Source organism: Paenochrobactrum pullorum (assembly GCF_041929845.1).
Taxonomy (GTDB): Bacteria; Pseudomonadota; Alphaproteobacteria; order Rhizobiales; family Rhizobiaceae; genus Paenochrobactrum; species Paenochrobactrum pullorum.
This window is the reverse complement of the sequence record NZ_JBHEEH010000001.1, coordinates 761,453-784,215: the sequence shown is the minus strand read 5'-3', so window position 1 is coordinate 784,215 and position 22,763 is coordinate 761,453. Positions and strand designations below refer to the sequence as shown.

Genomic DNA, 22,763 nt, shown 5'->3' with positions numbered 1-22,763 from the left:
GCGCAAATACCTCAAACACAGCAATAGATTAATTCAAGTAAATTATCTTATTGACAAAACCATGTTTTATAGGGAACCGTAAGGACTAACACTTTGGTGTTTTCTGTAGCACATTAACGCAAGCATGCGAACAAATGTTCTGCGGAAGAAATAAGTGACGGAATAGTATATTGTTCAAGTTGCGACAGTTGAAGTCCGTTCATTTACAACACTGGAATGAAGGTTCCGGGCAATTGGTTCAGCATCCTCTTCGCAATCAAAAAAAAGCGAGGCGGCGCTTAGGGAGGTTCTAATATGCGTAAACTTATGTTTGCGAGCTTGGTTGCTGGTTTCAGCACGATGGCTTTTAATGCAGCTCAGGCTGTTGAAATTGAATATTGGCAGTATATTTTCGAAACCCGCGTTAAAGCTATGGACAAGCTGATCGCAAATTTTGAAAAAGCCAATCCAGATATCAAAGTCAAACAGACCACATTCCCTTATGATGATTATCAGACGCGAGTTATCGCTGCCAAAATGGCCGGCAAGACCCCTGATGTCATGCAGCTTTTCTATGGCTGGCTCGACAAATTCGTAGCTGGCGACATTCTGCAACCGCTGTCAAAAGAAACATTTCCGCACGATAAAATCGAAGCAGATTTCTTCTCCATCACCGATGCTATGAAGCGCGGCGATGAATATTATGGTCTGCCGACTGCGGTTCGTTCATTGGCCGTATTCTACAACAAGAAATTGTTTGAAGAAGCCGGTCTTGATCCAAACAATCCACCACAGACGCTGGAAGAATTTGTTGAAGCGGCAAAGAAAACCACCAAGCGTGATGGTGCGGGCAACCTCACCACTGTTGGCGTGACCATGGATATGGCTGGTCAGGATCACCATTGGTGGCGTGAAGTGCTGGTTCGTCAATTTGGCGGCGTGCCTTACACCGACAATGACCGCAAAGTGGCTTATGACACCGAAGCCGGTGACAAGGCTCTGAAATTCTACACTGACCTGCAGCTTGAACATAAGGTCAGTGAACAGAAATTCATGGATGAAGGTCAAGCTGCATTCCGTGCCGGTATGGCTGCAATGACGATTGACGGTACTTTCCGTCTGGGTTCATTTCGCACCATCGAAGGCTTTGAATGGGGTGTAACCGAACTTCCGGCTAATGCTGAAGGTGTTCGTTCAAACTATGCCAGCTATTTTGCCAATGGTATCGGTTCCGGTGTGACGGGTGAAAAGCTGGTCGCCGCTGAAAAATTCCTCAACTATATTTCCTCACCGGAAGCGATGGAAATCTGGCTGGAGGAAGTCGGCGAATTGCCTGCACGCCGTTCTGCGGCTCAGACCGAGAAAAATCTGGCAGACCCGATCTATGGTCCGTTCCTCAAAGGTCTGGACTATGCTCACACCACCATGTTTGTGGATGAAGCAGCCCAGCGCCAGACCGCAATTGACATGGTCAACCGCGTGGCACTTGAAAAGCAGCCGACCAAAGATTCACTCGCTCAGGCTGCAAAAGCTGAGCAGACTGTAATCGACGACGCACAATAAGACTGCAAAATAGAAAGCGTGGACTTCAATATTGAAGTCCACGCTACATTTTAATTCATAAATTTGCGTCTGCTTTTAAAGCATGTCTCCCAAAAGTGGACACCGGTTTTGGGATAGTGACATGCGTTAAAAACAATGAGGCAGAGCGAGTGCAATGGATCAGATTAAATGCAAAACGCTCTAGTAAAATATTACGCTTATCCCGAACCATACCAAAAGGTATTGTGAGCCATGACTGTGACAACAGCCCGACCGGATGACACTTTTTGGAACCGCTTCCCCATGCGCGTAAGACGGTTGATCTGGGTTTGGAGCTTCCTTGCCCTCCCCATCCTGTTTTATTCGGTTATCCGGTTTTATCCGACAATTGAGGCTTTCTGGCTTTCATTGACGGACTGGAATTTGATGAAGCCGCCAAAATTCATCGGTTTCGCCAACTACACCAAGCTTTTTTCTGATCCGCAATTCTGGAAAGTGTTTAAAAACACATTCAGCTATTTGCTGATCGGTACCCCTATCAGCCTCATTCTGGCCTTTACGATTGCGTTTTACTTAGATCGCGTCCGCTTTATGCATGGCCTGATCCGTGGCCTTTATTTCCTGCCATATCTGACCACCGCTGCCGCAATGGCATGGGTTTGGCGCTGGTTCTACCAGCCTGCCCCCATCGGCGTCATCAATAATGCGCTGGCGCTGGTTGGTATTCCGCAGCAAGGTTTCATCCGTTCGGTTGAACAGGCATTGCCATCCATCATGGTGACATCGATCTGGGCTGGCCTCGGCTTCCAGATCATCATCTTCATGGCCGGTCTGCGCGCTATTCCGAACACATTCTACGAAGCAGCCCGCATTGACGGTCTGGGTGAATGGGCCATTTTACGCAAAATCACCATTCCGCTCCTGAAGCCGACAACCGTATTTCTGGTTGTTTTCTCCTCAATCGGATTCTTACGTATCTTCGATCAGGTCTACAACATGACCACCAATGATCCGGGCGGCCCGCTTGGCTCGACCAAACCATTGGTGCTGATGATTTATCAAACGGCCTTCTCATCTTATGCGATGGGTTATGCCGCAGCACAGACAGTTGTCCTGTTCACCATCCTGCTTTTCGTATCGCTCTTACAGCTCTGGATTTTGAGGGAAAAGAAATGAGTACCACTGTTCAATCCCCCTCAATCAATTACAAAAACGTCAAGCCAGGCCGTGTGCTGACATGGACATTATTGTTCATCGGCGGCGTAATCATGGTTATTCCGCTGGCCTTCATGTTTTCAACATCGCTGAAAACAGCCAGTCAGGTTTATGATTTGCGTCTGATCCCTGCCGCACCATCGTTCCAGAACTATGTCACCATTCTGGCGGACGGTCGTTTCCTGCGCTGGTTTTTCAACTCGATGTTTGTCGCAGTCGTCGTCACGCTTTCCAACGTGTTTTTTGACAGTCTCGTCGGTTACACATTGGCGAAGTTCAAGTTCCGCGGCCGTAACTTCATCTTCATCGCCATTCTGTCGACACTGATGATCCCGACAGAAATGTTGGTTATTCCTTGGTATGTCATGTCATCAAAGCTCGGCTGGCTCGATAGTTATTGGGGCATTATGTTCCCGGGCCTGATGACTGCTTTCGGAACCTTCCTGATGAAACAGTTCTTTGAAGGTGTGCCGGATGACTTCCTGGAGGCTGCACGCGTCGATGGTCTCAACGAGTTCCAGATCTGGTGGAAAGTGGCCATGCCGCTTGTCACCCCTGCGCTCTCGGCACTCGCCATCTTTACCTTCCTCGGTAACTGGACAGCCTTCTTCTGGCCGCTGATCGTCACCACCAGCAAAGAACTTTACACCTTGCCGGTTGGTCTTTCGAGCTTTGCGGTTGAACAATCCATCCAATGGGAAATGATCATGACAGGTGCTGCGATTGCGACGCTGCCGACCCTGTTGGTCTTCCTCGTGCTGCAACGCTACATCGTGCGCGGTGTGATGCTTGCCGGACTGAAAGGATAAATCATGTCAGACCTAGATCCACGCTTGAACGACAAAAGCGTCTTTCCTGATCCGACCTATAAAGAAACGGTTCTGAAACCGCTCTTTGATGGCGCTAAAACCCACCATGTCGACGGTTTCCGCCGTATCGACCGCGCCCATCTGGTGATGCTGGTGGAAACCGGCATTCTGGATCGCACTCAGGCTTCGGCCATTGCCGGTGCATTGGAAGCTATCGACCGTGATGTTGATCCGTCTCAGCTTGTTTACACCGGTGAAGTGGAAGATTTCTTCTTCCTGATTGAGAAAGAGCTAAAAAGCCGTCTTGGTGCCGATATTGCCGGTCGTCTACATACGGCACGTTCGCGCAACGATATCGACCACACTCTGTTCAAACTTGGCCTGAAAGAGCGTATTGACGCCCTGATGGCCAAAGCACAGAACCTGCTGGAAGCGATGATCCGTGCAGCGACCCGTGAAAAAGCAACTCTGATTGTGGCTTATACCCACGGTCAGCCGGCACAGCCTTCCACTTTCGGTCATTATCTCTCTGCCGCTATTGAAGTGCTCATCCGTGATATCGAGCGCTTTGCAGAGGCACGCAAAATCGTCAATCTGTCGCCAATGGGCGCAGCGGCGATCACCACATCCGGCTTTCCGATCAACCGTGAGCGTGTTGCGGAACTCTTGGGCTTTGCGGCGCCTTTGCGCAATTCCTACAGCTGCATTGCAGCTTCCGACTACATCACCTCAACCTATTCTTCCATCGAGTTGATGTTCATCCATCTTGGCCGCCTTATTCAGGACTTCCAGTTCTGGACAAGTTTTGAAGTTGGCCAAATGTATGTGCCAAACGCTTTCGTGCAAATTTCTTCCATCATGCCGCAGAAGCGTAATCCGGTACCGATTGAACATATGCGCCATTTGTCCAGCCAGACGATGGGTCGTGCCCGCACCGTACTGGATGTCATTCACAACACACCATTTACCGATATGAATGACAGTGAAGGCGAAACCCAACAAATGGGTTATGAAGCCTTTGCAACCGCCAGCCGCGTGTTGGATTTGCTGGCAGCTTTCATCGAAGCTGTGCGCATTGATCCAGCTCGTGTTCAAGACAATATCCGCCGCTCCTGCATCACCATTACAGAGCTTGCAGATTCACTGGTGCGTATCGAAGACCTCTCCTTCCGTCAGGCGCATGAAATTGCGGCAACAGTTGCAAAAGCTGTTGTTGCGAAAGGCGGCGGACTGGCCCAAGACGGTTATGAACCGTTTCTGGAAGCATTCAAGCATGCAACCGGCAAGGAGCCTTCTTTTGACCGTTCCAAGTTTGAAGAGCTGGTTTCGCCTGAATATTTTGTGCGCATCCGTGATCGTACCGGCGGCCCGGCCGACAAGCCAATGATGGAAGCTCTTGCCCATTATAAAGCAACAGCCCAAGCATTTGCGGCTCAAACTGCCAAACAATCTGCCGACGAGGCCAATGCCGCGCGCGCGCTCAATGAAAAATTCCAAACATTGGTGGAGACACGCTGATGGCCACAATCGAACTCGAAAAACTGGTAAAGCGCTACGGCAATGTTGAAGCTGTCCGCGGCATTGATCTTCAAATTGCCGATGGTGAATTTGTGGTTTTTGTCGGCCCTTCCGGCTGCGGTAAGTCCACCACCTTGCGCATGATTGCAGGTCTGGAAGACATTTCCGGCGGCACATTGAAAATCGGTGATGAAGTCGTCAATGAACGTGATCCGAAGCAGCGTAATATTGCGATGGTTTTCCAGAACTATGCGATTTACCCGCATATGACTGTGCGCCAGAATATCGGTTTTGGTCTTTATACTTCGAAACTCTCGAAGGAAGAAAAGAACAAGCGCATCGAAGAAGCCGGCAAGATTTTAGGTCTGGAGCCTTATCTCGATCGCCGCCCTGCTGCCCTTTCAGGTGGCCAGCGTCAGCGTGTTGCCATTGGCCGTGCGATGGTGCGTAATCCGTCGGCATTCTTGTTTGACGAACCTTTGTCCAATCTGGACGCACAGTTGCGTGCCCAAATGCGCATTGAAATCAAACGCCTGCATCAGCGCCTGAAAACCACCACCGTTTACGTGACCCACGATCAGGTGGAAGCCATGACCATGGCTGACCGAATTGTGGTGATGAAAGACGGCAACATCCTGCAGACAGGCACACCGACCGAGCTTTATGAAAATCCGGTTGATGTGTTTACCGCCCGCTTTATCGGCAGCCCTTCGATGAACCTCATCAAAGGCCGTCGTTCCGGCGATGCAGTTGAATTCACTGAAAGCGGTGACATTCTCATCGGTGTGCGTCCGCATGATCTGATTGCACTGGCTGATGGTGAAACTGCTCCGGCTAACGGCATCAGCCTCACCGGTACCGTGCTGGCTGTTGAACCTTTGGGCCCTGAAACACTCATCCATTTGAGTGTTCACGGCACAGAAGTGATCGCCACCGCACCAGCCAAGTTCATTCCGGCAGCAGACAGCACCGTGACTGTTCATGCACCAAGCGGCAGCCTTTATCTGTTTGATGCAAAAACCGAGAAAAGCTTAGGCCGACTATGAGTTCTGCATCATCACCCTGTTCATCAGGTGTAAGGTCGGCTGTCTTAAGCATCGGACGCATATATTGTGATTTGATTTTCACCGGTCTGGATGCACTTCCTGAACTCGGCAAGGAAACATTTGCACAAGATATGAATATTGCTGCAGGGGGCGGCGCGTTTATCACCGCCGCTCACCTTGCCCACAAAGGACGAGCTTGCGCATTGCTGGCACGTCTCGGGCTTGATCCGCTATCCGTCGGTATTCTGCCGGAACTGGAAGCCGCCGGTGCTGATCTGCGCTTTCTGGAACGCTGCGTGACTGCCGGCCCACAGGTCACTGTCGCAAGTGTCGTTGATAATGACCGAGCCTTTCTTTCACGCCGCGCCGGTACTGCGCTGCCAGCTACGCTTGAAGACGCATTAAACTGGAGTGATGCTGGCCATCTGCATATTGCAGAATATGCCACTTTGCATGAAATCCCAGACCTGATTACGCGCGCCAAGGCTAAAGGGCTGACGGTTTCGCTTGATCCAAGCTGGGATGAAACGCTGATCTATGATCCGGCATTGCTGAATGCTTGTAAGGGGGCAGATATTTTCTTGCCCAACCAGGAAGAAGCACTGGCGATCACCGGCCATAAAGATCCGTTTGCAGCCTTAAATGCGCTAGCCGAACATTTCCCCTGTGTGGTGCTCAAAGGCGGAGCGGATGGTGCATGGCTGAAGGCTGGCGATCTGCAATTGCATAAATCAGCAGAAGCGGTCACCGTTGTGGATACAACCGGTGCCGGTGATGCGTTTAATGCAGGCTTTATCGATAGCTGGATGCAAGGTGTCGGGCTTGAAGCTGCACTCAGTGAAGGCATTATCTGCGGTAGCCTCGCTGTGCAAGCTGCCGGCGGCGCCGCTATTTTAGCGGCAAAGCCAGAATCAAACAAAGCGGCGCTGCTATCTTAGCGGCGAAACTTTAAGCTTTTTAAACATTTTCAGCCGCTTCGCGAATTGTCTGGATCAGAATTTGCAAGGCGGCTGATTGCGTCATATCGGTGCGCATAGTCAGCCCCACCGGCCCCTTGGTTTCATCCGTATCAATATCAAGCGGCACCAGTTTACCTTCCGCCACATCCGCGGCAGCAACCCCTTCAGAAATAATCCAGACCGCATCACTTTCGCGTACGAAAGCGCGACCGAAAGCATCCGACACCGTCTCAATCTGGATCGGCAAAGCACCGATGCCATTGGCGATCAACAAACGGTCAACAAAGGGGCGAATGATTGATTTTCGCGTTGGCATCAGCACCGGAAACTGAGCGATATGATCAAAAATCAGCGTGTTTTCATGTGCCAGTGGATGTCCGGCACGCACCAGAAACAAGACTTTTTCCGAATATAAATGCTCAAAGAAAAATCCTGTCATTTTTTCCGGTGCCGCCAAACGTCCGACGACCAAATCCAAGTCACCAACGCGCAATTGCTCCAACAGAACCGAATTTTCACCGGTGACGATTTTAATGCGGCTGCCAGTTTTCTCCGACAAAAACAAGCTCATCGCGCGCGGCATGATGCGGGTGGAAACGGTCGGTAAAGCGCCAATGCGAATTGGCGGGCCCGAACCGTCCACCTCCTGCGACACAGAATCAAAACCCTGCCGCAGCGCCGTTAGGGCTGTTCCGGCATGGCGCAAAAAGACATCACCAAAACGGGTAATTTTAATGCCGCGCCCGTCACGCTCCAACAAAGGAACACCTAAAATTTCCTCAAGCTCACGCATTGTTTTCGTGACAGCAGGCTGACTGACATGCAGGATTTGCGACGCTTTCATCACACTTTTCTGACGTGCGACTTCCACAAATGTGTGCAAATGACGGAACTTGATACGGTTGCTGACCATATTCACATAACCTCCCAGTTATGAATATACGCGTTAATATCATTTTACTTAACCAGATGAAAGCGCCAGATTAAAATCGTGAGGAGACAATCAGTGCAATTTATTCGTCTAAACAATCAGACCACCCATTACGCGCTCGCAAAGCCCGAGCGTAATCACGCATCCGATGCGACAATTGTATTCATCAATTCGCTCGGCACAGATATGCGGATTTGGGATGATGTGAAGACAACATTGGCTGGCGAATATTTGCTGCTGACTTACGACAAGCGTGGGCACGGTCTTTCTGATACTGGTGCCACACCTTATACAATTGACCAGCTCGCTGACGATCTGATCGCATTGCTCACTGCATTGAACCTTGATCGTGTCATCTTATGCGGTCTTTCGGTTGGCGGTTTGATTGCTCAAGCGGTATTTGCCAAAAAGCCGGAGCTTGTAGAGGCACTCATTCTTTCCAACACAGCCCATAAAATCGGCACTGCCGATATGTGGCGCACACGCATTGATGCTATTCGCCAAAACGGTTTGAGCAGCGTATTGGCGCCGACAATGGAACGCTGGTTCACCCCGACTTTCCGAACCGACGATAATGCTGCCTTTGCCACCTATTGCAATATGTTCACCCGCCAGCCGGTTGATGGATACACCGCCACCTGTGAAGCCTTGGCACATGCAGATTACACCGCAGAAGCTCAGTTGATTTCAGTGCCGACCTTATGCATTGCCGGTGATCAGGATGGCGCCACCCCACCCACACTTGTGCAGGAAATGGCTGATCTCATTCCGGCAGCTGAATTCATCATGCTTGACCAATGCGGACACATTCCTTGTGTGCAACAGCCGCAGGTTTTTGCCGACACCATCTCGAAATTCATAAAAAATATCTGAAACGGAGAATAACCCATGGCCGAGAATTCCGCGTCGTCTTCGCGCTATGAGCTTGGGATGCAAGTGCGCAGATCAGTGCTTGGTGATGACCATGTTGATCGTGCTTCGGCATTAATCAACGATATGGATCGTCAGTTTCAGCAACTGATTACGGAATCGGCATGGGGCACAGTCTGGGCAAGCGAAGGCTTGACCAAACGTGAGCGCTCGATTGTCACAATTGCTTTGCTGGCAGCGCTCGGTCAGGATGAAGAACTGGCCATGCATATTCGTGCAACCGTCAATACGGGCGCCACAAAACAAGATGTTTGTGAAGCCTTGATGCATGTCGCTATCTATGCAGGCGTTCCGGCATCAAACCACGCTTTTAAAATTGCGAAAACAACCTATCGGGGAATGGAAGAAGCGGGAGGGGAACAATCGTGAAAAATATGAAACCGGACAACGGGGCTTTTTACGGGCGCGATCATTCAATTCATGCGCCAGCCTATACGCCCCAATATAAAACATCAGTCTTGCGTTCGCCAACCCGCGCACTCCTGTCCTTAGAAGGCACAAAGAGTGAAATTACCGGCCCAGTCTTTGGCCATAATATGCTCAATGAACTGGATAATGACCTGATCCTCAATTATGCCCGCCCAGGTGAAATGGCGATCGGTCCGCGTATTTTAGTGCATGGCCGTGTGCTGGACGAAAACAACCATCCCGTTGCCGGTGCTTTGGTCGAATTTTGGCAAGCCAATGCGGGCGGACGCTACCGCCACAAAAAAGACAGCTATCTGGCAGCGATTGACCCGAATTTTGGTGGCGTTGGCCGCACCATCACCGATGAAAACGGTTATTACTGGTTCAAAACCATTCAACCCGGTGCCTATCCGTGGCCAAATGGCGTGAATGACTGGCGACCAGCACATATCCATTTTTCGATCTTTGGTTCCGGCTTCTCGCAGCGTCTGATTACGCAGATGTATTTTGAAGGCGATCCGATGATCTGGCGCTGCCCGATCGTCACCACGATTCCTGATAAAAAAGCCATCGAACAGCTGATTGCCGCACTCGATATGAATGCGACCATACCGATGGATATGCGTGCCTATAAGTTTGATATTACCTTGCGTGGTCGCCGGTCGACCATGTTTGAAAACCGCATGGAAGGAAACTAACATGGTTCAGCCACTCGGTTATTTAAAAGAAACAGCCTCGCAAACAGCTGGGCCTTACGTACATATCGGTCTGACACCGAATTTTGTCGGCATTCACGGGATTTTCAAAGATGATCTCGGTTCCGGATCACTTGTGAATGACAAGACCCGCGGCGAACGCATTACCATCACAGGCCGTGTTTTTGACGGTATGGGCGCTGTCATGAAAGACGCTTTGATCGAAATCTGGCAAGCCGATGAGCAAGGGCTTTATAATAGCCCGATGGAAACTGCCGGCAAAACGGATGAAAACTTCAAAGGCTGGGGGCGTTGCCCCGCCGATATGGACACAGGCGAATTTACTTTTGAAACCATCAAGCCCGGCAAAGTGGCGTTTAAAGACGGGCGTATGATGGCACCTCATGTCACTTTATGGATTGTGGCACGCGGTATTAATATGGGGCTGCACACCCGTATGTATTTCTCTGATGAAGAAGAAGCCAATGCACAGGATCCGGTGCTTGCCCGCATTGAACATAGATCACGCGTTGATACATTGATCGGTAAGCGTGACGGTAACAATTATCACTTCGACATTCATATTCAGGGCGAAAAAGAGACCGTCTTTTTCGATATTTAACGCATGAGCATCTGTGTTTTTGAGCATCCGTTTCTCTCCGGCCTTTTCAAAGATGAGGCTGTGGACAAGCTGTTTTCAGCTGCCTTTGATGTGCAGGAGATGATCCGGTTTGAGGTAGCGCTGGCAAAAGCACAAGCTGAATTGGGCTTGATCCCTGAAGCGGCCGCTTTGGCAATTGCTGAAACTGCATCAAGCTTTCGGGCTGATATGGCAAAGCTCAACCAAGCAACAGCGCGTGACGGCGTGGTGATACCGGAGCTGGTCAAACAATTGCGCGCCCATGTTGGTGAAACATATGCCCATTATGTGCATTTTGGTGCCACCAGTCAGGATGTGATTGATACAAGCCTGATGCTGCGGCTTAAAACCTTCACACAAATTGCACAACAAAAACTGGCACAATTGCTGCAACAATTTGATGCGCTGGATAAAGCCCATGGTAAACGGGGGCTTAGTGCCTATACGCGAATGCAGGCAGCGCTGCCTGTCACTGTCCATGACCGGATGGTAAGCTGGATAGAACCCTTAAAACGCGCTCAATACCGTCTCGATCATTTACGTTTTCCGCTGCAACTGGGCGGAGCGGTTGGCACATTGCAGGGCTTTGGCGATCAGGCAGCAGCTTTGCGGGAAAGACTAAGTCTTCTTTTGGAGCTTGTTGACCTGCCGCAATGGCAAAGCACTCGTGATATCATCGCCGATATAGCTCATGCCTTTGTTACTTTAAGTGGTAGTCTGGGTAAATTTGGGCAAGATATTGCCATGATGGCACAAAGTGTTGAAGAGATTGCTTTGTCGGGTGGCGGGGCATCATCCGCCATGCCGCATAAACAAAATCCGGTGAATGCAGAAATTCTGGTGTCGCTGGCGCGCTTTAATGCGGTGCAAATTTCAGCCATCCAGCAATCGATGGTGCATGAACAGGAACGCTCCGGCGCAGCTTGGAGCCTTGAATGGATGGTACTACCGCAAATCTGCGCGAGCCTTGCGGCAGCTCTTAATATCGGTATCCGCCTCACAGATCAGATTCAATCGCTTGGAAAGGATCTCTGATCGCGGTATACATAACCTAAAGGTTATCGTTTCCCGCGATTAATTCATTTTACATTACCAGTTTCACAGTCAAACTAGGCTGGAGAATTCATTTATGACGTTGCTGTATCCGTTCACTTGTTCCAACATTTTCCGGATTATATGCATCGGTTTTCTCGGGAGGAAAACATGAAAAAACTGACACTTACCGCTCTGGCTGTTTTTGCGCTCACCGCAAGTGCCGCTTATGCCGACGTTATTAAGGTCGGTATCATCGGCCCGATGTCGGGGCCCTTTGCCTTACAAGGTAAAAATTTTAAGGCTGGTATTGATGCTTATATTGCCGAACACGGTAATAAAATCGGCGACGATACGATTGAAGTAATCTATCGTGACGTACCACAGGCTGATCCGGCACAGTCGAAATCACTGGCACAAGAACTCATCGTTAAAGAAAAAGTACAGTATCTTGGCGGTTTCTTTTTTACCCCTGATGCGATGGCAGTCACCCCGATTTTGCAACAGGCAAATGTACCGATGGTGGTTATGAATGCGGCCACGTCATCCATCGTTACCAAGAGCCCTTATGTGGTGCGCACATCCTTCACCACATGGCAGACATCTCTGCCGATCGCGCAGGTGGCACTCGATAAAGATGTGAAAAAAGTCATCACCGTTGTCAGCGATTATGGCCCAGGCATTGATGCTGAAAACGCTTTCAAAGCTGGCTTTACCAAAATCGGCGGCGATGTGGTTGAAACCATCCGCATGCCGCTCAACACCAATGATTTCAGCCCGATCATGCAGCGTGTGAAAGATTCCGGCGCTGAAGGCGTATTTGCTTTTCTGCCTGCCGGACCAACCACACTTGGCTTCATGAAAGCCTATGTTGACAATGGTTTGAAATCCTCTGGTGTCCAGCTTTTTGCACCCGGTGACCTAACGCAGGAATCCGATCTCCCGGCACTTGGTGAAACCGCACTGGGCGTGCTGACCACCTTCCATTATGCGCTGTCGCATGATTCAGCCGAAAACAAGAAATTTGTTGAAGACGCCAAGAAAGCCATCGGTAATCCTGAAGAACTCTCCTTCCCTTCAGTCGGCGCTTATGACGGCATGCACGTCATCTACAAAATGATTGAAGCTACCGGCGGCAAACAGGATGCAGCAAAGGCAGTTGAAGCTGTCAAAGGCATGGAATGGATAAGTCCACGCGGGCCTGTTTCCATCGATCCTGAAACCCGCCATATGACGCAAAATATATATTTACGCGAAGTGGCAAAAGCCGATGACGGCAGTTTCTATAATAAGGAAATCCAGACCTTCGAAGCTCAGGGAGATCCGGGGCTGGATCCCCAGTAATTTTAACCGTAAATGAGCTGGCATGCGGCCTTTAAAGATTTCAGGCCGCAGGCTTCCTTTGCCCCCGTTTAGAGATGTTGCACAAGCTTGTTTCCGGTTGCCGCGTATGCACAATAGTGAAATAATTTTAGTGAACTCTTCAGGAAAATACTGATGCAAACCGTGCTCAGCATAGCTGTCGATGCCCTCGCATACGGCATGGTGCTTTTTGTCATCTCCATCGGCCTGTCTGTAACAATGGGTCTGATGCGCGTTGTCAATCTTGCCCATGGTGCCTTTGCGATGATCGGTGGTTATTTCGCTTCTTATGCCACCCAAGCACTCGGCCTTCATTACAGCCTTGCGATTTTACTGGCTGTTGTCTGCACTGTCATTATTGCAATTCCATTGGAAAAATTGCTTTATCGGCGTATTTATGGCGCACCGGAACTCACCCAAGTGCTGATGACCATCGGCATCACTTTTTGCATCATCGGGCTTACCAATTATATTTTTGGCCCCACTCTTAAAACCGTACCGATTGCCGAAACCTTGCGCGGCTCGGTTGATCTGGGTTTTCGTTCAATCGCCAAGCACCGGCTTTTTGCGATCCTTTGCGGGCTGATTGTTGCCGGCGGTCTCTGGTATTTGATTGAGCGCACCAGCTTCGGTATCAAATTACGTGCAGCCGTCGACAATGCCAATATGGCTGCAGCTTTGGGCGTGCGTACAGAGATTATCTATGCAGTCAGCTTTGCACTCGCCATCGCATTGGCCGCTTTTGGCGGCGTCGTGGGAGCAGAAATGCTGCCATTGGAACCATATTATGCCCTGCGTTATATGGTGACATTTCTGGTAGTTGTTTCTGTGGGTGGCCCAGGCTCCATTCCGGGTGCATTGATTGCCTGTCTGCTACTTGGCGGCATCGACACCACAGCGCGCTATCTCGCCCCTGAATATGGTGAATTCTTCTTCTATCTGGCGGTTATTATCATCGTCACATTATTCCCGCGCGGGCTGGCAGGGAGATTGAAAAACAAATGAACACATTCTCTGCGACCTCAATACCACGTCGACCACGGCTCGTCGGCTTGATCGGCCTTGGCATCATCATTTTATGCAGCATTGTCGCTTACTTTCTGTTTCCCGACAATCTGGCATTGCTCACCCGCATTGTAGCGATTGCCCTTTTGGTACTGTCACTTGATCTTGTCACCGGCTATTGCGGCATTGCCACGCTTGGCCATGCCGCGCTTTTTGGTGCCGGTGCCTATAGTGCTGGCATTGCCTCTGCCCATTTCGGCATCCATGACCCGATCTTGATGACACTGATAGGTGCGACTGGCGGCGCGATTGCAGGATTTTTTTCCGGTTTCATCATCCTGCGTGCCCATGGGCTTGCACAATTGGTCTTGTCCATTGCAGTGGTACACCTCTTCCATGAAGCGGCTAATAAACTCTCCAGCTGGACAGGTGGCAGTGATGGTTTGAGTGGTATCATGCCGTCACCATTGCTTGGCATATTCGAATTCGATCTCTGGGGGCGCACGGTTTATGTTTATGCCATCGTGCTTTTGGTCATTGTCTTTGCACTGCTGAAATTAATCGTGCGTTCGCCATTTGGCATGTTGTGCCGTGGCATAAAAGAAGATGAAATTCGCATATCTTCCATGGGGGCTTCAGTCCAACAAGCCCAGTTGCAGATGTATGTGATCTCCGGTTTTGTCGCTGGTATCGGCGGCTCGTTAAACGCGATTTCCACGCAAGTGGTCGGTCTCGACAGCCTCTCATTCACCATGTCGGCCGAAAGTCTGGTCATGCTGGTTTTGGGCGGCACCGGTTCGCTTTATGGCGCATTGATCGGCACCATCTCCTTCATGTGGTTTGAAGATGTGGTCTCTGCCGCCAATCCATTCCATTGGCTCACCATGGTTGGCGCATTGCTCATCGCTGTTGTTCTCTTTGCACCCCGCGGCCTTTACGGCACAGCCGTGCAGTTTATTTCCAACAGGAAAGGTCGAAGCTGATGAGCACGATCTTTGAAGTCAGCAATTTACGTAAAAACTTTGGCGGATTGGCTGTCACCAATGATGTATCCATCTCGATTGCCAAAGGTGAGCGCGTAGCACTGATCGGGCCTAATGGTGCCGGTAAAACCACCTTTGTTAATCTTGTCACCGGTAATCTGGTACCCTCCTCCGGTTATGTCTCGTTGAATGACAAAGACATCACTCATTTAAGTGCGATGCAGCGAGTGAAGCGTGGTTTGGTGCGATCTTTTCAGGTGACACGGCTTTTCTATGAAATGACACCGGAGGAACATGTCGCACTGGCAATCTTGCAGCGCGATGGCAAAACATCGCGCATTTTCGGCAATTACCGTCACATGGCTGCTGTCATGGATGAAACGCACGAAATCCTCCATATTCTTGGCCTCTCGGAACTGGCACAATTGAGGGTCAGTGAAATTGCCTATGGTCAGCAGAGATTGCTGGAAATTGCACTGGCATTGGCGCTGCGCCCAAAAGTTCTCCTGCTGGATGAACCTGCTGCCGGTGTGCCGCAAAGTGAAACCGCCCGCATCGAACAGGCACTGGATGAACTGCCGTCCGACCTTGCCGTGATCATGATTGAACATGACATGGAGCTGGTTTTCCGCTTTGCCAAACGGGTGATCGTGCTGGCCGCAGGTGCTGTTATTTTTGACGGCCTGCCGGAAGATGTCGTGCAGGATGCGCAAGTGCGTGCCGCTTATTTAGGGAGTTATGCGCAATGAGTGCTGCATCACTGGAAATCCGTAATTTAAGCAGCGGCTATGGCCCGACCCGCGTCATTGAAAATATCTCTCTCAAAGTCGAACCGGGTGCGCGGTTGGCCATTTTAGGACGCAATGGTGTGGGTAAAACCAGTCTTTTCGCTTCCATTGCCGGACAAACCAAACGCTATAGTGGCGAGATTTTATTAGGTGATAAAAACATCACCACATTGGCACCTGCCGCCCGCGCACTGGCAGGGCTTGGCTATGTACCGCAGACACGTGATATTTTCCCGACACTAACCGTTGAAGAAAACCTGTTTGTGGGTTTAAAAAAGCGCCCGCAAATAGCAATTGAAGAAGCCTATGATATGTTTCCGCGCCTTAAAGAACGGCGCAAGAATTTGGGCTCACAATTATCTGGTGGCGAGCAGCAAATGCTCTCCACTGCGCGCTCTATTTTAGGCAACCCGACTTTGTTGTTGCTTGATGAGCCATTGGAAGGTTTGGCACCGGTTATCTGCGAAGAGCTGATGGCCGCCTTTTCCTCACTGGCGCAATCAGGAAAAATGACTTTACTGCTGGTAGAGCAGCGCATTCAAAGTGCTCTCGATTTTGCTGATCGGGTCGTTATTCTGGAACGTGGCCAAATTGCATGGTCAGGCAGTTCTGCGCAATTATCAGCGGATAAAGAAACAGTTGAACATTTATTGGGTGTCGGCGGGCTGCATTAAACCCGTCTCCCTCAATTCTGCTCATGCAAAAAGAGTTAAAATTTATAATAAGGATATAAATCTTCCTGAAATCCTGCTATTTAAAAAATACTCATAAAGGAATATTTTTCCATTCTATGCACAGTATTTAGTAAGCTAATCCTGATCTGAATGTCCAAAGGATATTTCAGTGAGGATGAGAAACAGGGTTCTACAATGTCCGATCAAGCGCTCGCGCGCCGCAATGTTATGGTGCTCACCGCCGCTCAGGCTTTAGGTGCAGCCGCTCCGCCAATTATCATTTCACTGGGCGGCATTGTCGGACAAATGCTTACCCCTGATCCAACCCTTGTGACACTTCCGGTCAGCCTGTTCAATTTAGGCCTTGCTGCCGGTACAATTCCAGCCGCCATTTCTATGCGCTATTATGGCCGCCGTACCGGCTATTTATTTGGTGCAACTATCGGATTGATTTCCGGTCTGATTGCCACTTTTGGTATTGTCAGCCAAAGCTTCCTGATTTTTTGTCTCGGTACATTTGTGGCCGGTTTTTACGGCTCTTATGTTCAGAGTTATCGCTTTGCTGCGGCTGATGCTGCCACCGGCGAATTTAAAGCAAAGGCCATCTCTTATGTGATGATCGGCGGGCTTGCGGCGGCGGTGATCGGGCCGCAACTTGTGATATGGACGCGTGATGCCTTTATTACCGCACCATTTGCCGGAAGCTTCTTAAGCCAGGCCGCTTTGGCAGCGCTTGCGATTCCTGTCATCATGATGCTCAAAGTGCCGCGCGAGAAAAAACCTGCCAAAACGGATGTAAGACAAGGACGCCCATTAAGCGAAATCATCAAAAGCCCGCGCTTCGTTCTTGCGGTTGCCGCCGGCATGGTTTCCTATGCTCTGATGAGCTTTGTCATGACCGCCTCGCCTATTGCGATGGTCGGCTGCGGCTTTACCGTTGGTGAAGCTGCCATGGGCATCCAATGGCACGTGCTTGCGATGTTTGGCCCAAGCTTTTTCACCGGCAGCCTGATTGCCCGCTTCGGCAAAGAAACCGTCACCGCTGTTGGCTTGTTGCTGATTGCCGCTTCCAGTGCTGTCGCACTGGCCGGTCTTGAACTTGGCAATTTCTGGTCATCGCTCGTGCTGCTTGGTGTCGGCTGGAATTTAAGCTTTATTGGTGCCACCGCACTTGTTACCGAATGCCATACGCCAGAAGAACGCGGCCGTGTGCAGGGTGCCAATGACTTCCTAATTTTCGGCACTGTCGCCGTTGCTTCTTTCTCCTCCGGCACATTACTTTCAGCATCCGGCTGGGAAGCGATTAACTGGATGGTGTTCCCGATTGTCACCGTCATCATCATTCCTTTGATGATTCAGGCTCACAACAAAAAGAAAGTGCGTCAGGCCATCGCCTGACACGCAGACACAAACAAAAAAGCGCAAGGTTTTGATGAAACCTTGCGCTTTTGTACGTTTAATTTTAGCGCAACTTATTCGCGTTCCAATGCAACCGCGATACCCTGCCCAACACCCACACACATAGTAGCAAGTGCATATTTTTTGCCAGTCAAATGCAGTTCCAATGCAGCCGTACCGGTGATACGCGCACCCGACATACCAAGCGGATGACCAAGTGCAATCGCGCCACCATTCGGATTTACTTCAGCCGCATCATCCGCCAAGCCCAGCTCGCGCAAGACGGCCAAACCTTGTGACGCGAATGCTTCATTGAGCTCCACCACGTCAAACTGGTGCGGTTTGAGGCCAAGACGTGCACAAAGTTTTTGGCTGGCAGGCACAGGCCCCACGCCCATAATGCGAGGGCTAACACCGGCAGAAGCGCCACCCATAATGCGGGCAATAGGTGTCAGCCCATATTTATTGACCGCTTCTTCAGAAGCGATAATCAGCGCGGCGGCGCCATCATTGACGCCGGATGCATTGCCGGCGGTTACACTGCCCCCCTCGCGGAAAGGTGTGCCAAGTTTGGCCAGTGCTTCCATGGTCGTTTGGCGCGGATGCTCATCCACCTCCACCACAACCGGATCACCTTTACGCTGCGGAATAGAAACTGGCGTGATTTCTTGTGCCAAGCGGCCATTATCTTGTGCTGCCTTGGCCTTTTGCTGGCTGCGCAGTGCAAAAACATCCTGATCGGTACGCGAAATACTGTAATCAGCCGCAACATTCTCACCGGTTTCCGGCATAGAATCGACGCCATATTGCTTTTTCATCAATGGGTTGATGAAGCGCCAGCCAATGGTGGTGTCATAAATCTCGGCTTTACGCGAAAAAGCACTCTCGGCCTTCGGCATCACAAAAGGCGCTCGGCTCATGCTTTCCACGCCACCTGCAATCATCAATTCCGCTTCTCCGGCACGGATAGCACGGGCTGCATAAATCACCGCATCCATGCCGGATCCGCAAAGACGATTGATGGTGGTTCCGGAAATATTAACCGGCAAACCGGCTAGCAACAAAGACATGCGCGCCACATTACGATTATCTTCACCCGCCTGATTGGCAGAACCGTAAATCACATCATCAATAGCTTCCCAATCCACATTGGGATTGCGTGCCATCAGCGCACGCAGTGGAACAGCCCCTAAATCATCCGCGCGTACAGAAGACAAAGCACCACCATAACGGCCAATTGGTGTGCGGATATAATCGCAAATATAAGCTTCACTCATGATAGCTTTACGCCTCCCCTTGGTGCGCACGTTTGGTACGGGCATGGATATCACGCAACACGCTCAATTCATTTTCCGTTGGCACCGGTGTTTCCACCATATGATCGGCAAAACGAATATCCCAACCGCAATTCTCAACGATCTCTTCACGGCTGACACCATGATGGATGGATGTCACCGTCAGCTCTTTTGTTGTCTCATCCGGTTCCAGAATACACAAGTCCGTAATCACACGGGTCGGGCCTTTTGTTTTTAGCCCCAAACGCTCGCGGTAATTGCCGCCTTCGCCATGCCCCATCGAGGTAATAAAGGGAAGTTTTTCAACAAAACCGCGTTTGCTGAGCGCCATAGTGATAAAAATCTGGCCGCAATTTGAGGCAATTTCCGGCGCGCCACCACCACCCGGCAAACGCACTTTTGGCTGATCGTAATCGCCAACCACAGTCGTGTTCAAATTGGCAAAACGGTCGATCTGCGCGCCACCCAAAAAGCCGGTCGTGACATGGCCACCCTGCAACCAGTAGCGGAACATTTCCGGCACCGAGACCGTAAACAAAGCTGTATCGCATAATTCGCCGTCACCGATAGAAAGCGGCAACACATCCGGCTTGGTGCCAACAGTACCGCTTTCATAAATCAAGGTAATGTCGGGCGCATGGGTCAACCGCGCCACATTGCAGGCGGCAGACGGCGCACCGATACCGACAAAACACACGTCTTCATTGGTCAACGACCGTGCAGCAGCAATGGTCATCATCTCATTTGCAGTAAAATCAGACATTACGCTCTCCCGCTTAATTCTTGGCCGCTTTGGCATATTGGGCAAAATCTTCCGGTGTTTTTTCCAGAATATTTTTCTTCACCCATTGCTGGAAACTATCGCGATCACGCGCGATTTCATCCCATGCCAGATAAAAAGCATTGTTGCGTTTGTAATAACCTTGCGCATAAGATGGGAAAGCACCGCCCGGAACAGCAACGACAGCTGTGACCGCCCATGAAGGCAAAACCAGCGAGTTGGGAGAAGCCGGTTGCAACTCGTCAACGATTTCTTCAACTGTTATAACCGAGCGTTTCGCTGCCAAAACCGCTTCCTTTTGCACACCGACAATGCCTTCAATCAACACATTGCCCTTGCGGTCAGCACGCTGCGCATGGATAAGTGTTACATCAGGGCGAATAGAGGGAACGGCTGCCAGTATTTCACCGGTAAACGGGCAAGTGACAGATTTAATCGCTGGATTAACTTTGGGCAGATCAGCGCCGATAAACCCCCGCAACATCGCAAATGGTAAATTCGCTGCCCCTGCTTCATAAGCATTGGCCATTGCTGCATGGGAGTGTTCTTCCACTTCCAACTTATTGGGCCAGTGTTTTTCCACCGCATCACGGAAACGATGCAACGAGCCAACGCCCGGATTGCCGCCCCAAGAAAATTTCATCTTTTTGACAGCGCCAACACCAATCAGCTGATCATAAAGAATGTCCGGAGTCATACGAATAATGGTCAGGTCTTTGCGCCCCTGACGTATCACTTCATGACCTGCTGCATAGGGAATAAGGTGGGTAAACCCTTCCATTGCAACCGTATCACCGTCTTTGACATTCTCTGCAATCGCTTGGGCGAGCGTCATTATACGCGCCATAACTGATTAACTCCCGATTTCAAATCCGCCCGCAATACCTTCCCTTATCGAAGGTCAGCACTGCCTCTTGAGCCCAAGGTTAGGCATTATCGCTCTTGTGGGTCAAATAATTTGTGCGATAATTGACATTTGTTCAATAATCGCACAAATTAAACGCAACCAAATCAAATAAACAGACCACGGATTACGGAGAGAAAAATGCAAAAAACAGATTTTATCGGTGGTCTTGCCAAGGGTTTACAGGTGATTGAGGCTTTTGCAGCCGATAAACCAAGGATGTCGATCACTGATATTGCCAATGCAACCGGCCTTGATCGCGCCACCGCCAGACGCTGCCTGCTAACGCTTGCCCATCTGGGTTATGCTGAATATGACGGCAAATTCTTCATGCTACAGCCAAAGATCCTCCGTCTCGGCCATGCCTATTTATCGGCAACGCCATTACCAACGATTCTCCAGCCCATACTCGATCAACTCTCCGAAGAAATTGGTGAAAGCGCCTCTGCATCCGTGCTGGACGGCAATGAAATTGTTTATATCGCACGCGCCGCACAAATGCGGGTGATTTCGATCAATCTAACATCCGGCAGCCGCCTGCCGGCCTATTGCGCTTCAATGGGACGAGTATTGCTCAGCGCCCTGCCGGAAGAAGAAGCACTCAATATTCTTGAAAGCAGCGACAGAACAGCCAAAACCGAATTTACCCGCACATCCATTGCCGACTTAACGGCGGAGCTTCATCACGTGCGAAGCCTTGGTTATGCGATTAACGATCAGGAGCTGGAACTTGGGTTGCGTTCCATTGCCGTGCCGGTTTTCAATCATCGCAATCAAGTGGTTGCCGCCATCAATATCGGCGCGCCCGTCGCTCATGTTTCTGTGGAGGAATTACGCAGCCGCTTTTTACCCGCCATGCTGAAAGCGCAAAAAGACTTGCGCACTTTGCTTGGCTAAAAGAGATCAAACTTCCGCTGCCTGCTCACTCAAGCGCTTATGTTCGCTTAAACGATATTGCCTTGGTGTTTGGCCGGTTTCGCGTTGGAAAAATCTGGAAAAATATGCGGGATCGCTAAACCCAAGATTATAACTGATTGTCTGCACCGAATGCGGCATCGCCACCAGTTCGCGCTTTGCCGCCTCAATCAACTGTACGCTCAGCAGTTCCTGCACAGTCTGCCCCGTTATTTCACGCGTGACACGGTTGAGATGAATAGGCGACAGGTGCAGAGCCTCAGCATAAAAACCAACCGGCAGATGCTCACGAAAATGACGGCGGATCAACTCCAAAAGCTGCTCCATGCGCCTGCCATCTTGTGATATGACAAAGCCTGTCCGTTCGGAATGAACCTTCACGGCATGACGACCAACCATGAGCAAAGCACTGGTGAGATGTATTTCCAACATGTGATTGCGCAGATGATTGCGGGCGGAAAACTCTTCATAAATCAGCCGGATAGTTGCAGCCAGGTAATCCTGTATATGGCTTGACGCATTATGCATCGGCACCAATTGCGGCTTGTTCAGCCAATCCGCTGATGATCGACCATCTTGTAAAACCGGCATTTCCGACTGTAAAATCGTGGTGATATGCCCAACAATATCACGTGAAAAAGCAAAGCCGTGGCTAAAATCCGGCGGCATCAAAATGGCGCATGGGCCGGTGAATTCCAGTGCTTCATTCTCCAGAAACACACTGCCATGTCCGCTTTCAATGTAAAGAAACTGATAGAAATTATCATGCCGGTGCAATTTAATTTCAAACTGATGCAGGCTGCTTCGGGAGAAAATAGTCTCACAATGCAGCCAAAAATCCGGCTTTTCGTCCGATTTTTCACCATAAAGCTCATATGTGGGCACAATTTCAAGCATACGTTAGCCTAGCATAATGATAAAAAAGTACAACTTTATGCGTGGAAAATGCATTGT

At 50.2% G+C, this 22,763-nt stretch carries 23 protein-coding genes; 18 read left to right on the top strand and 5 right to left on the bottom strand.

The genetic code is table 11. From position 1 onward, the window contains the following. The first annotated feature begins 294 nt into the window (after positions 1–294). The 6 genes from JNC77_RS03650 to JNC77_RS03625 all read left to right on the top strand — a co-directional run bounded on the left by JNC77_RS03650 (position 295) and on the right by JNC77_RS03625 (position 7,047). A complete protein-coding gene (locus JNC77_RS03650; RefSeq protein WP_374829521.1) occupies positions 295–1,542 on the top strand; it encodes a sugar ABC transporter substrate-binding protein in 1,248 nt (415 codons plus the stop codon). Between the two features lie 231 nt (positions 1,543–1,773). Then, a complete protein-coding gene (locus JNC77_RS03645; protein ID WP_374829519.1) occupies positions 1,774–2,697 on the top strand; it encodes a carbohydrate ABC transporter permease in 924 nt (307 codons plus the stop codon). Further along, positions 2,694–3,545 (top strand): carbohydrate ABC transporter permease, encoded by an 852-nt coding sequence (locus tag JNC77_RS03640; protein WP_374829517.1) that lies wholly within the window; start codon positions 2,694–2,696, stop codon positions 3,543–3,545. Before JNC77_RS03645 ends, JNC77_RS03640 begins: the two co-directional genes overlap by 4 nt. Positions 3,546–3,548: 3 nt before the next feature. Beyond that, positions 3,549–5,063 (top strand): argininosuccinate lyase, encoded by a 1,515-nt coding sequence (gene argH, locus JNC77_RS03635; RefSeq protein ID WP_374829515.1) that lies wholly within the window; start codon positions 3,549–3,551, stop codon positions 5,061–5,063. Next, positions 5,063–6,109 carry an ABC transporter ATP-binding protein gene (locus JNC77_RS03630; RefSeq protein ID WP_374829513.1) on the top strand — a complete coding sequence of 349 codons (1,047 nt, stop codon included), beginning with the start codon at positions 5,063–5,065 and terminating at the stop codon, positions 6,107–6,109. The genes argH and JNC77_RS03630 overlap by 1 nt, the downstream gene beginning before the upstream one ends. Then, on the top strand, positions 6,106–7,047 hold the full coding sequence (locus JNC77_RS03625) for a carbohydrate kinase family protein (protein ID WP_374829511.1): 942 nt from the start codon (positions 6,106–6,108) through the stop codon (positions 7,045–7,047). Before JNC77_RS03630 ends, JNC77_RS03625 begins: the two co-directional genes overlap by 4 nt. 19 nt (positions 7,048–7,066) lie before the next feature. On the opposite strand, the gene pcaQ is transcribed toward JNC77_RS03625, so the two are convergent. Next, entirely contained in the window at positions 7,067–7,981 is a 915-nt protein-coding gene (gene pcaQ, locus JNC77_RS03620; RefSeq protein ID WP_374830481.1) for a pca operon transcription factor PcaQ, read from the bottom strand. Positions 7,982–8,074: 93 nt separating this feature from the next. On the opposite strand from pcaQ, the gene pcaD reads away from it, so the two are divergent. The 11 genes from pcaD (at position 8,075) to JNC77_RS03565 (ending at position 17,914) form a co-directional block, all read left to right on the top strand. Continuing rightward, a complete protein-coding gene (gene pcaD, locus JNC77_RS03615) occupies positions 8,075–8,872 on the top strand; it encodes a 3-oxoadipate enol-lactonase (RefSeq protein WP_374829509.1) in 798 nt (265 codons plus the stop codon). A gap of 15 nt (positions 8,873–8,887) precedes the next feature. After that, entirely contained in the window at positions 8,888–9,298 is a 411-nt protein-coding gene (gene pcaC, locus JNC77_RS03610; RefSeq protein ID WP_374829507.1) for a 4-carboxymuconolactone decarboxylase, read from the top strand. 5 nt (positions 9,299–9,303) lie between these two features. After that, the gene (pcaH, locus tag JNC77_RS03605) at positions 9,304–10,035 is read left to right on the top strand and encodes a protocatechuate 3,4-dioxygenase subunit beta (protein WP_374830479.1); all 732 of its coding nucleotides are present in this window, start codon (positions 9,304–9,306) and stop codon (positions 10,033–10,035) included. Position 10,036: 1 nt separating this feature from the next. Further along, the gene (pcaG, locus tag JNC77_RS03600) at positions 10,037–10,654 is read left to right on the top strand and encodes a protocatechuate 3,4-dioxygenase subunit alpha (protein ID WP_374829505.1); all 618 of its coding nucleotides are present in this window, start codon (positions 10,037–10,039) and stop codon (positions 10,652–10,654) included. 3 nt (positions 10,655–10,657) lie between these two features. Further along, positions 10,658–11,707 carry a 3-carboxy-cis,cis-muconate cycloisomerase gene (locus JNC77_RS03595; protein WP_374829503.1) on the top strand — a complete coding sequence of 350 codons (1,050 nt, stop codon included), beginning with the start codon at positions 10,658–10,660 and terminating at the stop codon, positions 11,705–11,707. A 168-nt stretch (positions 11,708–11,875) separates the two neighbouring features. Continuing rightward, the gene (locus JNC77_RS03590; RefSeq protein WP_374829501.1) at positions 11,876–13,048 is read left to right on the top strand and encodes an ABC transporter substrate-binding protein; all 1,173 of its coding nucleotides are present in this window, start codon (positions 11,876–11,878) and stop codon (positions 13,046–13,048) included. A gap of 153 nt (positions 13,049–13,201) precedes the next feature. Further along, positions 13,202–14,071, top strand: a complete 870-nt coding sequence (locus tag JNC77_RS03585; RefSeq protein ID WP_374829499.1) for a branched-chain amino acid ABC transporter permease — start codon at positions 13,202–13,204, stop codon at positions 14,069–14,071. Next, positions 14,068–15,054 (top strand): branched-chain amino acid ABC transporter permease, encoded by a 987-nt coding sequence (locus tag JNC77_RS03580; RefSeq protein ID WP_374829497.1) that lies wholly within the window; start codon positions 14,068–14,070, stop codon positions 15,052–15,054. Before JNC77_RS03585 ends, JNC77_RS03580 begins: the two co-directional genes overlap by 4 nt. Further along, on the top strand, positions 15,054–15,803 hold the full coding sequence (locus JNC77_RS03575; protein WP_374829495.1) for an ABC transporter ATP-binding protein: 750 nt from the start codon (positions 15,054–15,056) through the stop codon (positions 15,801–15,803). Before JNC77_RS03580 ends, JNC77_RS03575 begins: the two co-directional genes overlap by 1 nt. Then, a complete protein-coding gene (locus tag JNC77_RS03570; protein WP_374829493.1) occupies positions 15,800–16,516 on the top strand; it encodes an ABC transporter ATP-binding protein in 717 nt (238 codons plus the stop codon). The genes JNC77_RS03575 and JNC77_RS03570 overlap by 4 nt, the downstream gene beginning before the upstream one ends. Before the next feature lie 195 nt (positions 16,517–16,711). Beyond that, complete coding sequence (locus JNC77_RS03565) at positions 16,712–17,914, top strand: MFS transporter (protein ID WP_374829491.1); 1,203 nt, start codon at positions 16,712–16,714, stop codon at positions 17,912–17,914. A 74-nt stretch (positions 17,915–17,988) separates the two neighbouring features. On the opposite strand, the gene pcaF is transcribed toward JNC77_RS03565, so the two are convergent. The 3 genes from pcaF to JNC77_RS03550 are packed head-to-tail and all read right to left on the bottom strand — an operon-like array spanning position 17,989 to position 20,837. Then, entirely contained in the window at positions 17,989–19,191 is a 1,203-nt protein-coding gene (pcaF, locus tag JNC77_RS03560; protein WP_374829489.1) for a 3-oxoadipyl-CoA thiolase, read from the bottom strand. Positions 19,192–19,198: 7 nt separating this feature from the next. Then, positions 19,199–19,972 carry a CoA-transferase subunit beta gene (locus JNC77_RS03555; protein ID WP_374829487.1) on the bottom strand — a complete coding sequence of 258 codons (774 nt, stop codon included), beginning with the start codon at positions 19,970–19,972 and terminating at the stop codon, positions 19,199–19,201. 13 nt (positions 19,973–19,985) lie between these two features. After that, positions 19,986–20,837: a CoA transferase subunit A gene (locus JNC77_RS03550; protein ID WP_374829485.1), complete on the bottom strand. Its 852-nt coding sequence runs from the start codon at positions 20,835–20,837 to the stop codon at positions 19,986–19,988. 198 nt (positions 20,838–21,035) lie between these two features. Between JNC77_RS03550 and JNC77_RS03545 the strand changes: the two genes are divergently transcribed. Further along, entirely contained in the window at positions 21,036–21,791 is a 756-nt protein-coding gene (locus JNC77_RS03545; RefSeq protein ID WP_374829483.1) for an IclR family transcriptional regulator, read from the top strand. Positions 21,792–21,797: 6 nt separating this feature from the next. On the opposite strand, the gene JNC77_RS03540 is transcribed toward JNC77_RS03545, so the two are convergent. After that, the gene (locus tag JNC77_RS03540; protein ID WP_374829481.1) at positions 21,798–22,706 is read right to left on the bottom strand and encodes a helix-turn-helix domain-containing protein; all 909 of its coding nucleotides are present in this window, start codon (positions 22,704–22,706) and stop codon (positions 21,798–21,800) included. Positions 22,707–22,763: the final 57 nt, after the last annotated feature.

Excerpts from the sequence above, each read along its gene's own strand:
- JNC77_RS03650 (WP_374829521.1), top strand. The coding sequence starts at position 295 with ATGCGTAAACTTATGTTTGCGAGCTTGGTTGCTGGTTTCAGCACGATG.
- JNC77_RS03645 (WP_374829519.1), top strand. The coding sequence starts at position 1,774 with ATGACTGTGACAACAGCCCGACCGGATGACACTTTTTGGAACCGCTTC.
- JNC77_RS03640 (WP_374829517.1), top strand. The coding sequence starts at position 2,694 with ATGAGTACCACTGTTCAATCCCCCTCAATCAATTACAAAAACGTCAAG.
- argH (WP_374829515.1), top strand. The coding sequence starts at position 3,549 with ATGTCAGACCTAGATCCACGCTTGAACGACAAAAGCGTCTTTCCTGAT.
- JNC77_RS03630 (WP_374829513.1), top strand. The coding sequence starts at position 5,063 with ATGGCCACAATCGAACTCGAAAAACTGGTAAAGCGCTACGGCAATGTT.
- JNC77_RS03625 (WP_374829511.1), top strand. The coding sequence starts at position 6,106 with ATGAGTTCTGCATCATCACCCTGTTCATCAGGTGTAAGGTCGGCTGTC.
- pcaQ (WP_374830481.1), bottom strand. The coding sequence starts at position 7,981 with ATGGTCAGCAACCGTATCAAGTTCCGTCATTTGCACACATTTGTGGAA.
- pcaC (WP_374829507.1), top strand. The coding sequence starts at position 8,888 with ATGGCCGAGAATTCCGCGTCGTCTTCGCGCTATGAGCTTGGGATGCAA.
- pcaH (WP_374830479.1), top strand. The coding sequence starts at position 9,304 with ATGAAACCGGACAACGGGGCTTTTTACGGGCGCGATCATTCAATTCAT.
- pcaG (WP_374829505.1), top strand. The coding sequence starts at position 10,037 with ATGGTTCAGCCACTCGGTTATTTAAAAGAAACAGCCTCGCAAACAGCT.
- JNC77_RS03595 (WP_374829503.1), top strand. The coding sequence starts at position 10,658 with ATGAGCATCTGTGTTTTTGAGCATCCGTTTCTCTCCGGCCTTTTCAAA.
- JNC77_RS03590 (WP_374829501.1), top strand. The coding sequence starts at position 11,876 with ATGAAAAAACTGACACTTACCGCTCTGGCTGTTTTTGCGCTCACCGCA.
- JNC77_RS03585 (WP_374829499.1), top strand. The coding sequence starts at position 13,202 with ATGCAAACCGTGCTCAGCATAGCTGTCGATGCCCTCGCATACGGCATG.
- JNC77_RS03580 (WP_374829497.1), top strand. The coding sequence starts at position 14,068 with ATGAACACATTCTCTGCGACCTCAATACCACGTCGACCACGGCTCGTC.
- JNC77_RS03575 (WP_374829495.1), top strand. The coding sequence starts at position 15,054 with ATGAGCACGATCTTTGAAGTCAGCAATTTACGTAAAAACTTTGGCGGA.
- JNC77_RS03570 (WP_374829493.1), top strand. The coding sequence starts at position 15,800 with ATGAGTGCTGCATCACTGGAAATCCGTAATTTAAGCAGCGGCTATGGC.
- JNC77_RS03565 (WP_374829491.1), top strand. The coding sequence starts at position 16,712 with ATGTCCGATCAAGCGCTCGCGCGCCGCAATGTTATGGTGCTCACCGCC.
- pcaF (WP_374829489.1), bottom strand. The coding sequence starts at position 19,191 with ATGAGTGAAGCTTATATTTGCGATTATATCCGCACACCAATTGGCCGT.
- JNC77_RS03555 (WP_374829487.1), bottom strand. The coding sequence starts at position 19,972 with ATGTCTGATTTTACTGCAAATGAGATGATGACCATTGCTGCTGCACGG.
- JNC77_RS03550 (WP_374829485.1), bottom strand. The coding sequence starts at position 20,837 with ATGGCGCGTATAATGACGCTCGCCCAAGCGATTGCAGAGAATGTCAAA.
- JNC77_RS03545 (WP_374829483.1), top strand. The coding sequence starts at position 21,036 with ATGCAAAAAACAGATTTTATCGGTGGTCTTGCCAAGGGTTTACAGGTG.
- JNC77_RS03540 (WP_374829481.1), bottom strand. The coding sequence starts at position 22,706 with ATGCTTGAAATTGTGCCCACATATGAGCTTTATGGTGAAAAATCGGAC.